The organism is Pseudomonas coronafaciens pv. oryzae str. 1_6, from assembly GCF_000156995.2.
In the GTDB taxonomy this organism is placed as follows: domain Bacteria; phylum Pseudomonadota; class Gammaproteobacteria; order Pseudomonadales; family Pseudomonadaceae; genus Aquipseudomonas; species Aquipseudomonas tremae.
In genome coordinates this window covers 1,664,106-1,677,039 of sequence record NZ_CP046035.1, presented here as the reverse complement: position 1 = coordinate 1,677,039, position 12,934 = coordinate 1,664,106, and the positions used below count along the sequence as shown (strand labels likewise).

13 protein-coding genes are annotated in these 12,934 nt (G+C 57.5%); 8 read left to right on the top strand and 5 right to left on the bottom strand.

Features of this window, described 5'->3' with window-relative positions:
* Positions 1-46: 46 nt before the first annotated feature.
* Positions 47-910, bottom strand: coding sequence for an alpha/beta hydrolase (locus tag POR16_RS07600; protein WP_005889938.1), 864 nt, complete (start codon positions 908-910; stop codon positions 47-49).
* Positions 911-1,026: 116 nt separating this feature from the next.
* On the opposite strand from POR16_RS07600, the gene POR16_RS07595 reads away from it, so the two are divergent.
* The 4 genes from POR16_RS07595 to POR16_RS07580 all read left to right on the top strand — a co-directional run bounded on the left by POR16_RS07595 (position 1,027) and on the right by POR16_RS07580 (position 4,716).
* Positions 1,027-1,623 carry a TetR/AcrR family transcriptional regulator gene (locus POR16_RS07595; RefSeq protein WP_005889937.1) on the top strand — a complete coding sequence of 199 codons (597 nt, stop codon included), beginning with the start codon at positions 1,027-1,029 and terminating at the stop codon, positions 1,621-1,623.
* Positions 1,624-1,881: 258 nt separating this feature from the next.
* Positions 1,882-2,964 (top strand): alkene reductase, encoded by a 1,083-nt coding sequence (locus POR16_RS07590; protein ID WP_005889935.1) that lies wholly within the window; start codon positions 1,882-1,884, stop codon positions 2,962-2,964.
* Between the two features lie 48 nt (positions 2,965-3,012).
* Positions 3,013-3,801, top strand: coding sequence for an SDR family NAD(P)-dependent oxidoreductase (locus tag POR16_RS07585; protein WP_005889933.1), 789 nt, complete (start codon positions 3,013-3,015; stop codon positions 3,799-3,801).
* A 102-nt stretch (positions 3,802-3,903) separates the two neighbouring features.
* Positions 3,904-4,716 (top strand): oxidoreductase, encoded by an 813-nt coding sequence (locus POR16_RS07580; protein WP_005889931.1) that lies wholly within the window; start codon positions 3,904-3,906, stop codon positions 4,714-4,716.
* Positions 4,717-4,741: 25 nt separating this feature from the next.
* Here POR16_RS07580 and POR16_RS07575 read toward each other — a convergent pair whose 3' ends face one another.
* Positions 4,742-5,986: an MFS transporter gene (locus POR16_RS07575; protein WP_042932190.1), complete on the bottom strand. Its 1,245-nt coding sequence runs from the start codon at positions 5,984-5,986 to the stop codon at positions 4,742-4,744.
* Positions 5,987-6,064: 78 nt separating this feature from the next.
* The gene (locus POR16_RS07570) at positions 6,065-6,742 is read right to left on the bottom strand and encodes an RraA family protein (RefSeq protein WP_005889929.1); all 678 of its coding nucleotides are present in this window, start codon (positions 6,740-6,742) and stop codon (positions 6,065-6,067) included.
* A 226-nt stretch (positions 6,743-6,968) separates the two neighbouring features.
* On the opposite strand from POR16_RS07570, the gene POR16_RS07565 reads away from it, so the two are divergent.
* Positions 6,969-7,952, top strand: coding sequence for a hydroxyacid dehydrogenase (locus tag POR16_RS07565; protein ID WP_005889928.1), 984 nt, complete (start codon positions 6,969-6,971; stop codon positions 7,950-7,952).
* A gap of 82 nt (positions 7,953-8,034) precedes the next feature.
* The gene (locus POR16_RS07560) at positions 8,035-9,369 is read left to right on the top strand and encodes an MFS transporter (RefSeq protein ID WP_005889927.1); all 1,335 of its coding nucleotides are present in this window, start codon (positions 8,035-8,037) and stop codon (positions 9,367-9,369) included.
* Between the two features lie 116 nt (positions 9,370-9,485).
* On the opposite strand, the gene POR16_RS07555 is transcribed toward POR16_RS07560, so the two are convergent.
* A complete protein-coding gene (locus POR16_RS07555; protein ID WP_005889926.1) occupies positions 9,486-10,220 on the bottom strand; it encodes an IclR family transcriptional regulator in 735 nt (244 codons plus the stop codon).
* A gap of 303 nt (positions 10,221-10,523) precedes the next feature.
* Here POR16_RS07555 and POR16_RS07550 point away from each other — a divergent pair, with 303 nt between their 5' ends.
* Positions 10,524-11,204 (top strand): haloacid dehalogenase type II, encoded by a 681-nt coding sequence (locus POR16_RS07550; RefSeq protein WP_005889925.1) that lies wholly within the window; start codon positions 10,524-10,526, stop codon positions 11,202-11,204.
* Between the two features lie 28 nt (positions 11,205-11,232).
* Here the strand turns inward: POR16_RS07550 and POR16_RS07545 are convergent, their stop codons facing one another.
* Positions 11,233-11,667: an NUDIX hydrolase gene (locus tag POR16_RS07545; RefSeq protein ID WP_005889924.1), complete on the bottom strand. Its 435-nt coding sequence runs from the start codon at positions 11,665-11,667 to the stop codon at positions 11,233-11,235.
* A gap of 167 nt (positions 11,668-11,834) precedes the next feature.
* Between POR16_RS07545 and POR16_RS07540 the strand changes: the two genes are divergently transcribed.
* Positions 11,835-12,572: an NUDIX hydrolase gene (locus tag POR16_RS07540; RefSeq protein WP_005889923.1), complete on the top strand. Its 738-nt coding sequence runs from the start codon at positions 11,835-11,837 to the stop codon at positions 12,570-12,572.
* Positions 12,573-12,934 lie beyond the last annotated feature (362 nt).

The window sequence follows — 12,934 nt, the reverse complement described above, 5'->3', positions numbered from 1 at the left end:
TCAGGCAGCCGGTCACTGGCTGCCTTTCACGCGCAGCCGCAGACCATCAATGATTATCCGGTGTCAGAAACTTCATGGTTTCGGCAATAACCGAGGGATGATCAATCAGCCGATTGTGCCCCAGACCTTCGGTGGTAAAGAGACGTGCTCCCGGCCATAGTTTTGCGAACAGAGCGCCCTTTTCCCACGGCGTTTCACGATCACGCCGGTCATGAATAACCAATGCGGGACTTTTGAGCAAAGGCAGTCGCGGGCGGGCATCGTAGTCCGCAAAACGTTGGCCGGTCAGCGAATGCAGGACCCCTTCGAAGGGGTCGAACACCTTATGCGCAACACCGACGGTATCGAACAGTTGAAACACGCTCTCCGTGGGTGCCAGAAACGGCGCAATTATCACAAAGCGCTCGGGACGCCACTGCTCCTCTTGAGCGAAGACAATGGATGACGCTCCCAGCGAGTGTGCTATCACAGCGGCAGGTTTCCCGAAGTGGCGACCCACGCGTTGCTGAACGTCTACGAACTGGGTCATATGGCTGATGTGACCTGCGCTCAAGCCATGTGCGGGCTGATCAAAACCTACCACCGCATAACCCATTGACCGCAACGACGGTATCCAGCCGATGAATCGCAACGCATAGCTTGACCAGCCGTGAGCAAGCAGCACATAAGGCTGACTCGACGGGTCGCCCCACACATAGGTTTGAATCCTGAGCCCGTCCAGCTCCAGCGTGCTGCTTTTTACATCCGGCGCCGCGCTCAAGGCGGCTGCCGCCTGGGAACGCCCGGCTGCCTGCGGCGTGACGAAACGTCGAGCGAGATATCTTCCTGTGATGCCCGGTAGAATACGGCTGGCAAGCATGAAACCGCCACGCAGCATAAACATTCGAAGCCTGTTGATGATCTTGCTCATTGGGATTCACCGCGTCGACCAGAAGACTTGGCGCCATTAGAGCAGCCTATCTTGTCACCGACAAGATAGAGTGAATCAACAGACCATAACTTTTATTTCATGACAGGGAGCCTCACATGTCGACGTCCAAGACCTCGCGGGCCTACCACCACGGCAATCTGCCCGCAGTCCTGCGCCAGGCGGCGTGGGACATCGTGGGCGAATCTGGCGGGCGGGCCATGTCTCTGCGCGAGTGCGCCAGACGAGCCAATGTCTCTCACGCGGCCCCCGCTCACCATTTCGGCTCTCTGGAAAACCTGTTGGCTGAGGTGGTGGCAGATGGTTACGAGCGCATGGCGAATTTCATCCTTGCTGCGCAGCAAGATCTTGAGGACACCGTACTGGGCTGCGGCATAGGCTACGTGAACTTCGCCAAAAGCTACCCGGAGCATTTCCGGTTGATGTTTGGCGCTGGCGTAAACCGGACACTGCCCAGGCTTCTCGAGTCAGGCGAAACCACGCTGCAATTGCTTCGCCAGTCGATACGCAGCGCCTGGATCGAAAAAAACGGCACCGAACCTGATACGCAGGTGCTGGAGCAGCGTACCTTTTCGGCCTGGAGTACCGCACATGGCTATGCATCGCTGACGATCGACAGAAAGATAGATGAACCCTCCTCCGTGTCCGCCGAGTCGATATTCAAACCGATGGCCGTTTTCCTGCTTACACCATAAAGCACACGGAGCACGGAGCACGGATCGCTCAATCCGCCACTCCCCCCTGAAAGCGAACGTCACTGTAACCGCGTCCATGAACGGGGGAAGGCGGTTCGGGTGTGCGTACGATCTGCATTCCCCCTCACCTCAATCTTCGCCAATCACCAGGCACATCCGAGCTTTCGGCATTTTTGATGTTAATCAACATCAATGCGTTGACTTTTTAGAGTTTGATCGTAATCATAAGCGCCATCCCCTCCTCTGGAAGTCGACACAATGTCCGAGAAAACGCTTTTTGAAACCTTTGCCTTGGGTCACATGACACTCGCGAACCGTATCGTGATGGCGCCGCTCACTCGCAACCGCGCGGGTGCAGGTCTGGTCCCTACAGACCTGGCGGTGACTTACTACGCTCAACGCGCTTCTGCCGGGCTGATCATTACCGAAGCGACGCAAGTCTCAGCTCAGGCGCAGGGTTATCAGAACACTCCAGGCCTGTACACGGCGGAGCAAATCGCTGGCTGGCGCAAGGTCACAGATGCCGTGCATGCCAAGGGCGGACACATTTTTGTGCAGCTTTGGCACGTAGGCCGCGTATCCCACGTTGACCTGCAGCCGGGCGGCGCAGCGCCGATTGCCCCCTCCGCGATTCGCGCTCAGACCAAAACCTTCGTCAATAACGGTTTCGCAGACGTTTCCGAGCCTCGCGCGCTGGAGCTGAACGAGCTGCCGGGCATTGTGGACGACTTCCGTCAGGCGGCGGCGAACGCCATCGCTGCGGGCTTCGACGGCGTGGAGATTCACGGTGCCAACGGTTACCTGCTCGATCAGTTCATCAAGGACAACGCCAACGTGCGTACCGACGCCTACGGCGGCTCGATAGAGAACCGGGCACGCCTGCTGCTGGAGGTGGTCGGCGCCGTGGTGAAGGAAATAGGTGCGCAGCGCATCGGTGTCCGGATCTCGCCGGTTTCTCCTGCCAATGGTGTGTCCAGCAGCGACCCGCAAGCGCAGTTCGACTACATCGCACAACAGCTCGGTGAGCTGGGCATTGCCTATATGCATGTGGTGGAAGGCGCGACCGGCGGCCCGCGTGATGTTGCGCCGTTCGATTACGACGCACTGCGCCAGCGCTTCAAACACACCTACCTGGCCAACAACGGCTACGATCTGACGCTCGCTACCGCCCGCGTCAACGCGAACCAGGCGGATCTGGTCGCCTTCGGCCGTCCGTTCATCAGTAACCCTGACCTGGTCGAACGCTTGAAAACAGGCGCGCCACTGGCAGCGCTCAACCAGGCGACGCTTTATGGCGGTGGCGCCGAAGGCTACACCGACTACCCGCCACTCAACGGCTGAAACACGTCGCTGCACTGCCCCGCTGCGTATTTTTAAAGGACATTCTCGATGACAACACTTTCCACTGTACTCATCACCGGCGCCTCCAGCGGTATCGGTGCCGTCTATGCCGAACGGTTTGCCCGCCGTGGTCATGACCTGGTGCTGGTCGCCCGCGACAAGCAACGTCTAAATACGCTGGCTGCGCGCCTGCGCGAAGAAAACCAGGTGGCTGTGGAGGTGCTTCAGGCTGACCTGACCGAGCCTGCGGACCTTGGCGCACTCGAGACCCGCCTGCGCGACGACGCCCGAATCGGCGTGCTGATCAATAACGCCGGCATTGCCCAATCCGGAGGGCTCGTCCAGCAGAACGCCGAAGCCATCGACAAACTGATAGCGCTTAACGTCACCGCGCTCACGCGTCTTGCCGCCGCCGTGGCGCCACGCTTTGCGCAGTCAGGCACCGGGGCGATCGTGAACATTGGCTCGGTGGTGGGCTTCATGCCTGAGTTCGGCATGTCCATCTACGGTGCCAGCAAGGCCTTCGTGCTTTACCTGTCGCAAGGCATGCACCTGGAGCTGTCGCCCAAAGGGGTCTACGTTCAGGCGGTATTGCCAGCAGCCACCCGCACCGAAATCTGGGAGCGCGCAGGGATCGACGTCAACACGCTCTCTGAGGTAATGGACGTTGCGGAACTGGTCGATGCGGCATTGCTCGGTTTCGACCGACGCGAGCTGGTGACCATTCCGCAGCTGCACGTGGCGGCCCGTTGGGATGCGCTGGAAGGCGCGCGTCAGGGCCTGCTGTCGGACATTCAACAAGCCAGGGCCGCAGAGCGCTACCGGCCGGACGCCTGAGGACAGGGCTCGTATCCGAGCCTGTTTTTAACCCAGCAACATCGAGCGCAGCCACTTTTCGTACATTGCCCACGGCTGGCCTGCCCAACGCCGGAGTATCAGATGAATCAGTTTTCCGAAAAAACCGCAATCGTAACGGGTGCATCCTCCGGTATTGGCAGGGCGATTGCCGAGGCGCTTGCGCAGGCAGGCTATACGGTATTTGGCACCAGTCGCAAAACCGGCGACAGTCCTCAGCAAGTGTCGATGCTCCCTTGCGATGTGACAGATGATGAGTCTGTCAGCGCTCTCGTATCCTCGGTACTTGCCCAGACCGGGAGGATCGACCTGTTGGTCAACAACGCTGGCATCGGTCTGCTGGGTGGCGCCGAAGAGTTTTCGATTTCGCAGGTGCAGGCACTTTTCGATGTCAATCTGTTCGGCGTCGTCCGCATGATCAACGCAGTGCTGCCGTCGATGCGGCAACGTGGCCAAGGACGCATCATCAATATCGGTTCGATTCTGGGAGTGATACCTGCGCCCTACTCGTCTCATTATTCGGCGGTCAAACACGCGCTGGAAGGCTATTCGGAATCTCTCGATCACGAGATTCGGGCCTTCAATATCAGAGTCTCGGTCATTGAACCTGCATTTGTAAGAACCGTTTTCGATCAAAACGGCATCGAGCCGGATTCACGATTGAAGGAGTACGACCAGGCGCGAGCCGGGTTCAAGGCACTGTTGGCCGATGTGATGCCCAAAGCCGACCTGCCGGAAGTCGTGGCGGCTGTCGTGCTGAAAGCCGCAGGCGATGCCAGCCCCAAACAGCGTTACACGGCGGGCAAGGCGGCACGACAAATCAGCATCCTGCGTCGCTTCGCCCCCGCCGGGCTGTTTGATAAAAGCCTGCGCAAGCAATTCCGCTTGCCGACCTGAACCACAGCGCTCCGACCGCAGCCACTTAACGTGCAAAGCCTGGTGAGCGCTTCGCAAACCAGTAGGCATCGGCGATAAAAAACAGCGCCAGCAGGGCACCGCTGATGCCCAGGGTCGCGGGCGCGCCCAGCGCCGCCGCACACAGCCCTGCCAAAAGGCCGCCAATGGCCTCGAAGCCAAACCTCATCGCGATATAGAACGAGATGATGCGCCCCCGAAGCTCAGATGGCGCATGGCTTTGCAGCAACATGTTGGTGCTGACGTTACTGGCGGTAATGCCGAAACCCACCAGCGCCAATAACCCCAACGCGGCCGTCAGCGGAAGACTGAAACCCAGCCCGAGCATTGCGACTGAACAGCCGACAACAGCCACCGAGATGAACACTTGAAGCCGATCAAGCGACCCGCCTAACGCAAGCATCAGCGTGGCAATAAATGCGCCCGCCCCGGCAGCACCCCACAACCAGCCCAGTGTCTGCGCGTCACCGGCATAGTCGGTTTTTGCCAGGATGGGCAGCAGTACCGCGTAGTTCGAGGCCAGCAGGTTCACCGCGACGACGCCGATAATCAAACGACGGACGCTCATCGTGCGCCAGATGTAATTCAGGCCCTCCTTGAACATCTCGCCTGTCGAGCCTGTGGCCCTCGCGACAGGCGCTATTTTCGTTCTGCTCAAGCTGACCAGCAGCAACGTGAAGGCGATGGAGGTCATGAGAAAGCACGCGCCTTCACCACTGAGCGTAATGAGCACGCCTGCCAGGGGTGGGCCAATGAACCGGGCAGCATTGATGAGCATGGCGTTGAGTGCCAATGCATTTGGGAGGTCGGACGGTTTTGGGACAAAGCTTGCAATGAGTGCCTGCCGCGAGGGTGTTTCCACAGCGTTCAGCAACCCAAGGATCAACGCCATGACGATCATTGCGACGTCCGTCAGCCAGCCTGTCCAGGCGAGCACAGCCATGCAGAACGACTGCACAGCCAGCAGCCCTTGAGCCCAGATCAGAAGCTGGCGCTTGTCATGCCGATCGATCCAGGCGCCAGCCAAAGGCCCCACCACCAACTGCGGCGCCAACATCAGAAACGTCAGAAGCCCCAACAATAACGCGGAAGATGTCAGGTGGTAGGCCAACCAGGATAACGCGACCTGCTGTACCCACTTGCCGAGGGTAGAGATGGCCTGGCCGGCAAAATAAATCTGGAAATTTCGATGCGCCAATGCCCGAACAGGGCCGGGCCAGCGCGTCGATGCTGAATCTGGGGAAGATTGCATGGAGCCCTCACATAAAGCCCTTCGCGCTCAACCCCTGGCAAGCTGGAGATCGTGCGCGAAAGGCACGATTACACCAGCTCATTCTGGAAGCTGGCAGCCTTTTTTCTTCAATGATTCAAGTACCCAGGAGCGATCATTTTCGCCCTTGGCGATCTGCTCCAGTTGCTTTTGCTCTGCATGATGCTTGGCTGCTGCCCGGTCATACACCTCTGCAACCTGGTCGTAAGGGACACACAGCAAGCCGTCGTCATCGCCTATCACCAGATCCCCCGCCTCGATGACCATGCCGTCGATGGCGATCGGGACATTGATTTCGCCTGGCCCGTCTTTATAAGGACCCCGATGCGATACACCGGCTGCAAACATCGGGAAGTCGCCTGCACCGATGCTGGCGGCATCACGGATGGCGCCGTTGATGACGATGCCAGCCACACCACGTTTTACAGCATAAGCCACCATCATTTCGCCAATCAGCGCGTTAGTCAGGTCGCCCCCGGCATCCACCACAATCACGTCGCCCGGCTGAGCAATATCAATAGCGTAATGCAGCATCAGGTTGTCACCCGGACGGGCCTTGACCGTCAAGGCCGGCCCGGCGAGAACGCCCGCACGGTGCATGGGGCGCAGCCTGGACCCGCCAGCGGTCATCCGGTTCATCGAGTCACTGACATTGGCCACCGGAACATCGCGGTAGCGGGCGACCCATTCCGGGCTGACTTTGCGGGCTGCACTGAGAACTCTGAATCCGATCGTCATGTGGCTTTTCTCTCTTGAAATTATTGGATGCGGCCAGGCACTAAACCAAATAACAGAATGACATTTCATTTTAACAGGATCAATAGGCGGATACCCAAATAAAAACCACTCATCAAGATTATCAATTCATCTATATTGCAACGACATTTCATTATGGTAGGGTTCAGCCAGGTGCAGATGTCTTCTCGACGCCGCACACGACCTCTATAAAAACAAGGTATCGATCATGAATCGGAAGATCCTGCTGACAGGCCCCGAACTGGCAGCCGATGCGATGGCCTACGCCGCATCTCAAGGCATTACCATCATCCCCACCACGCCCTACATGCCCGCCGAAGAGCTGACTGCAATAATCCGCGACGAACAACCTCACGCGATCATCGTGCGCCAAGGCAAGCTGACCAAGGACATGATCCAGGCCTCAGGCAATCTGAAGATCATTGCCAAGCACGGTGTGGGTTACGACACCATCGACATTCAGGCGGCGGCTGACAGCAACATTCCCGTGACAATCGCACTCGGTGCCAATGCCCAATCGGTTGCAGAACATGCCTTTGCGCTGATGTTCAGTGTGGCTCGCCAGACAGCGGCACTTGATGCCCGCATGCGCGCGGGGCATTGGGACAAGGCAACGGCCAATGGGGTCGAGCTTTTTGGCAAGACGCTGGGCCTGGTAGGCCTGGGCTCTATTGGCAGCATCCTGATGGAACTGGTTGCTCCGTTGCGCATGAAAGTGAAAGTCTTCGATCCCTACCTCAAGACGCTTCCTGATCGCGATTACGTCGAGCGTGAAACCGACTTCAACAACCTGCTGGCAACCAGCGATGTCATCAGCCTTCACTGCCCGCTGACCGACGACAACGGCAACCTCTTCGGCCGCGAACAATTCGAGCGCATGCGCCCTTACAGCATTCTGATCAATACTGCTCGCGGCGAACTTGTCGACACTGCTGCACTGGTCGAAGCCCTGAAGACAGGTCAGATCCTGGGCGCCGGGCTGGACACTTTCAACCCTGAACCACCGCCTGCAGACAGCTCTTTGTGGAGCCTCGCAAACCTGATAGCAACACCTCACGTGGGCGCCAATACCACCGACTCCCGTGATCGGGTCGGACTGCTGGCCGTTCAGCAGATCGTGAGCGTTTGGGCAGGTGGCGATCTGGATCCGCGCTGCATCGTCAACCGACGCTTGCTATCGGCTGAAGCCTGACGTTTCACGATCGGATCGGCATTCCCGAACCGGCGATAACCTGCACACCGATTCTCCAAAAAAATAAACATAGGAGAGCATCATGGCCGTAGCCCCAGCCTCACCCGGCATCAGTGAATTAGAACGTCTGACCATGAAACGCGTGGCCTGGCGCCTGCTTCCATTTCTGATCATCTGCTACCTGATCGCTATTATCGATCGTGGCAACATCGGGATGGCATCGCTGCAAATGAACCATGACCTGGGCCTGAGCCCGGCCATTTTCGGGTTTGCCAGCAGTCTGTTTTTCGTTTCATATTTTCTGGTCGAAGTGCCCAGCAACCTTGCGCTGCAGAAATTCGGCGCACGGCTGTGGATCGCCAGAATCATGATCACCTGGGGGATCGTCTCCGCAGGCACTGCGTTCGTGCAAGGCGCGAACTCTCTGTATGTCATGCGTTTTCTTCTAGGGGCGGCGGAAGCCGGCTTTTTCCCCGGCGTGCTGCTCTACCTCACCTACTGGCTGCCGGCCGCTTATCGGGCGCGCATGGTTGCGATCTTCATGGTTGCCATCCCGGGCGCCAACTTCATAGGCTCTCCGCTGTCCGGGTTGCTGCTCAGTCTCGATGGCTGGATGGGCATGCGCGGCTGGCATTGGTTGTTCATTCTGGAAGGCATCCCGGCTGTATTGCTCGGTATTGCCTGCCTGTTTGTTTTGACCGATCGCCCCGAACAGGCGACATGGCTGACCGACGAGCAGCGCCATTGGCTCACGGGCAGGCTCGCAGAAGAGCGTCAGAAAAAAACCAACATCGGGCATATGTCGCTCTGGAAGCTGCTCAAGCACAAAGATATCTGGGTGCTTGCACTGATCTACTCCGGGGCCTCGGCAGCCGGTAGTACCATGAGCGTATGGGCCCCGCAGTTGTTGAAAACCTTCGGCCTGTCCAACCTGGAAATAGGCCTGGTCAATGCCATTCCCTACGGCATTGCCTCGGTGGCGATGATCATTTGGGGGCGCAGTTCCGACCGCACCAACGAGCGTCGCTGGCACACCTCGCTGACATTGCTGCTGATTACCGCAGGCTTGCTGCTGGCGCTGGTAACGTCCTCGCTCGCCGCAACCGTCTTCCTGCTCACCATGGTTCTGATTGGCGCCTACTCGATGAAAGGCCCTTTCTGGGCGCTGGTATCTGGCTGGCTGTCCTCGTCGACCGCTGCGGCTGGCCTGGCGGCAATCGGGGCACTTGCCAACCTGATAGGCGGCGGCCTGATGGTCAACGCTTATGGCGCCATTCATGAAGCAACCGGCAGCTATGCCATTGCCATGCTGCCACTGGCAGCGCTGTGCGCAACAGGCGGAATTATGGTGCTGGTCATGGGCCGCAAGCGTCAGAAAGAAGCGTCTTCCAGCGCAACTCCGTCGAAAGCAAGCTGACCCGCCCTCTGCGCAACGCCATAGGCACTGACACGGCCAATGGCGTTGATTCAATGGGTTTATGAAGAGGGATCACCGCCCAACTCTTCGCGACAACCTGGTAAAACTTCAAGGTTTCAGCTAACCGCGCCTGCTTTCAGAGCATCCTTTGCAAGCGGATCAGCCCGATGATGCTTGCCACCCAGGCTGCGTGTCAGGTCATCAGCGACATCAGAGAAAATCTTCCCTAACTGCCTGGCATGCTCCTCCGTCAAGCGGCTGGCCGGCCCGGAAATAACCAGCGCCCCCACCAGCTCGTTCAACGGCCCGAACACAGGCAGCGCCATCGATGCCGCGTGTGGATCAGTCGCGCCACACGAGTAGATAGGTTCCATGCCTTCGACGGCACCAGTGGCACGCAAAGCCTGCGCCCCCGCTGCGCGATCCATCGGTCGCATATCCCCGGGCTGAAGATGAAGCCGAAGCGGATGAGGCGAGTTGACGCGGTACTGACACAGTCGATAAGCCCCGTGCCGGACATAGAAAGAGGCCGTTTCTCCGGTCTCATCGGTCAGCCGCTGCAGCCTTGGCAGTACGTGCCGCTCCAGATCCAGCGCCTCCTGATAGACCGCATTCAGGCGCATCACCTCGCTGGCCAGCATATAGCGACCATCAGACAGACGCGTCACAAAACCATGATTCTCCAGAGAAACCATGAGGCGCATGATCGTACTTTTTATCAGGCCCGTGCGCTCTGTGAGCTCCACAAGGTTCAGGGCCGTGTCCCCAACCTGAAACGCGGTCAGAACGGTCAGCACACGATCAGCAGATGCGACACCACTGACGGCGGGTCTTGGACGCGTTTTAACCATTGAATAGATGCTCCGTTTGTCTTGGATCGTTCAGCAGAAACCGAACCCGTGAGCACCATTATCCGTTAGCGGCGGCCTGATCGCTATTGGTGAGGGGTAAACAGGTTATAGCGAGCTGGCTAACAGCTTCGTTTGGCGCCAGCAGGCAAAAGCCGAAAGCTGACATCGTTGCTCGCCCGGGCGTCCTCGATGCTGAACTCTCACCTGACTTCGTTCTCTTTATCAAATGAGGTCAACGGCGAACCGGCAGCCTGCCGAGTCAACGCCCGTTCCAGAAAATCATGCCCGGAGGGGACCTGCAGCATGCTCAAAACTATTGTTTTTGATGTAAACGAAACACTGCTGGACATGGCTGCACTCGACCCCTTATTCGAAAACCTGTTCGGCAACAACTGCGTGCGAACCGAATGGTTTTTGACGCTGCAAGAGTGCTGGATGACCAACGTCATAACCGGCCAGTATCAACCGTTCGGCGATCTGGCACAGGCCGCGTTGAACATGGTCGGCTCACGACATCAGGTAAAGATCGGCAACCACCAGTGCCGGGAACTGACAGATGGAATCACGTCGCTTCCTCCGCACAAGGATGTTCATCAGGCTCTTCAAATGCTGAGTGACAACGGGTTTGTCCTGGTTGCCCTGAGCAATGGCGCGCTGGAAGCGCTAAGCAAACAGCTCAACTCGTCAGGACTGACCGACTGCTTCGACTACATCATGGCGGGTAGCGAAATCAGTCGATTCAAGCCAGCGCTGCAAACCTATCAAATGGTCGCAGACCGTTTGAGCGTCAACACGGACCAGATGATCATGGTCGCGGCCCATGCCTGGGACATCGCCGGGGCGGCCCGGGCCGGTTGCAAGACGGCTTTTGTCGAACGTCCGGGAAAGGTACTCAACCCGATCGGAACGAAGCCCGACTGGATCGGCAAAGATCTCGAGGATGTCGCCAGAAAAATATGCGCAGACAATACCGAAGCGTCGTAGCGGCGCTTCGAGAGGGGTGCTTTGCAGATCAATCGATTGGATATGAACTGTCTTGGGGTGCTTGAGCAAGGCTGCGCTTGAGGAAACCCAAGGCATCTTGGTAGATTTGATGCCATGCGCCAGAGGGCTCGCTATCCAGCGGATGCCAAAAGAATTCAAAGGCGTGGCCTCCGTCATCTTCGGCAAAATGAACCCAAGTATCGGGAAGCTCTTGCGTAACGTGACATTGGTGAAATGCCCACGTCTGTCCTGTTATAGAACGCAACAAACCGAGATATCGTCCAGCCTTGCCACGGATACCGGCTTCCTCAAGCAGCTCACGCACAGCAGCCACTTCGGTTGACTCTCCCGGCTCAACACTTCCCTTGACCAGTTGCACCCCTGCCATTGGATGGACGAACGCCAAAATCTCTATGGTTTCCCGGTTTCGCAGCACTACCGGGCAAGCTTTGTCCACCACCATGCCGTGCCACCTCTTGGTCAATAATTTTTAGTCTTGAACGAGTTGAAACGACAGTAGCCTACAACGGAATGTATTGATTTAGATGCGTCGTCAAGGTATGGCTGCCATTCTTGGAGCGGCCCCTCCCCCACTACAATCTCGACAAATCGACAATTCAAAGGTGTGACGTGGAGTTCAAACGGGATAAATTCAACGGCATCATTATTGCCGCCGCCTCGCTGCCGGTCGACCTGCAAGCGTTGCGTAGCGCCGTCGACGCGTTAGTCGTCCTCATCCAGCAGGAGCGTCTTGCCCTGGCCTGGATTACCCTGCCGATCAGCGATGCTCAAGCCATTCCGGTCTTCACCGCCGCCGGTTTCTCCTTCCATAGCTGTCTGAGCGATCAGTTGACCTTGGTACGCCGCCACTTCGAGCAAGCCTTTGTGCCATTCATACCCACCCATACAGTAGGGGCCGGGGCCATCGTCATAAACGACGCGGGAGAACTTCTTGTCATAAGGGAACGAGGTACTACTGGTTTCAAACTACCGGGAGGCCATGTAGACCCAGCCGAGCGAATTCAGGATTCGATCGAGCGCGAGGTACTCGAAGAGACAGGGATTGAATCGAAGTGCGATTCTATTGTGGCGTTCACTACCAAACACCCCTACCAGTTTGGCAAATCCAACATTCACTTTATTTGCCGAATGACAGCCATGACGCAACGTATCAACATACAGGACACCGACGAGATTGAAGAAGCAAAATGGGTAGCGCTGCAGACCTACGTGGCAGACGCTCGCAACAGCTTGTTCAACCGGCAGTTGGTTACCGATGTAGCATTCAGTCAAGGGCTGATCTCCACTCCCTATTCGGGCAACATTGGGCCTCACAAAAAACAGGAAATTTTCACGGCGGCTGGCTGATCAATTCAGACCAGCGTCAGGAATAAGTCCGGCTATTGAATGTTTTTAACCCAACCGACTGTCATCTATGCGGAGCGCTGGGTTAGTTTGAATCATCTGGCAGCGCAATATATTGAGGGCAGCCCACTGTTTCTGATATCTCAAAGTGATCGCCTTGCATCGCTCCGATATGATTTAATCCGGACGAGAAATACGCCCCCTTAGCCCGCCTTGTGCGGGCTGAACCCGTAAGAGAGGGACGATTTTAGCCCTTCAAGGACGAGCCGGAGAATGGATGAAAGCTGACAGTAGCGATGCTCCTAAACAAGTAATGCGAAGACGTCACAAACACAGCGTTTTCTACACGGTCACCTGCCTGGTGA

Coding starts and splice junctions, on each gene's coding strand:
- POR16_RS07590 (WP_005889935.1), top strand. CDS start 1,882: ATGTCCGAGAAAACGCTTTTTGAAACCTTTGCCTTGGGTCACATGACA.
- POR16_RS07595 (WP_005889937.1), top strand. CDS start 1,027: ATGTCGACGTCCAAGACCTCGCGGGCCTACCACCACGGCAATCTGCCC.
- POR16_RS07560 (WP_005889927.1), top strand. CDS start 8,035: ATGGCCGTAGCCCCAGCCTCACCCGGCATCAGTGAATTAGAACGTCTG.
- POR16_RS07550 (WP_005889925.1), top strand. CDS start 10,524: ATGCTCAAAACTATTGTTTTTGATGTAAACGAAACACTGCTGGACATG.
- POR16_RS07580 (WP_005889931.1), top strand. CDS start 3,904: ATGAATCAGTTTTCCGAAAAAACCGCAATCGTAACGGGTGCATCCTCC.
- POR16_RS07565 (WP_005889928.1), top strand. CDS start 6,969: ATGAATCGGAAGATCCTGCTGACAGGCCCCGAACTGGCAGCCGATGCG.
- POR16_RS07545 (WP_005889924.1), bottom strand. CDS start 11,667: ATGGTGGTGGACAAAGCTTGCCCGGTAGTGCTGCGAAACCGGGAAACC.
- POR16_RS07575 (WP_042932190.1), bottom strand. CDS start 5,986: ATGCAATCTTCCCCAGATTCAGCATCGACGCGCTGGCCCGGCCCTGTT.
- POR16_RS07585 (WP_005889933.1), top strand. CDS start 3,013: ATGACAACACTTTCCACTGTACTCATCACCGGCGCCTCCAGCGGTATC.
- POR16_RS07555 (WP_005889926.1), bottom strand. CDS start 10,220: ATGGTTAAAACGCGTCCAAGACCCGCCGTCAGTGGTGTCGCATCTGCT.
- POR16_RS07570 (WP_005889929.1), bottom strand. CDS start 6,742: ATGACGATCGGATTCAGAGTTCTCAGTGCAGCCCGCAAAGTCAGCCCG.
- POR16_RS07600 (WP_005889938.1), bottom strand. CDS start 910: ATGAGCAAGATCATCAACAGGCTTCGAATGTTTATGCTGCGTGGCGGT.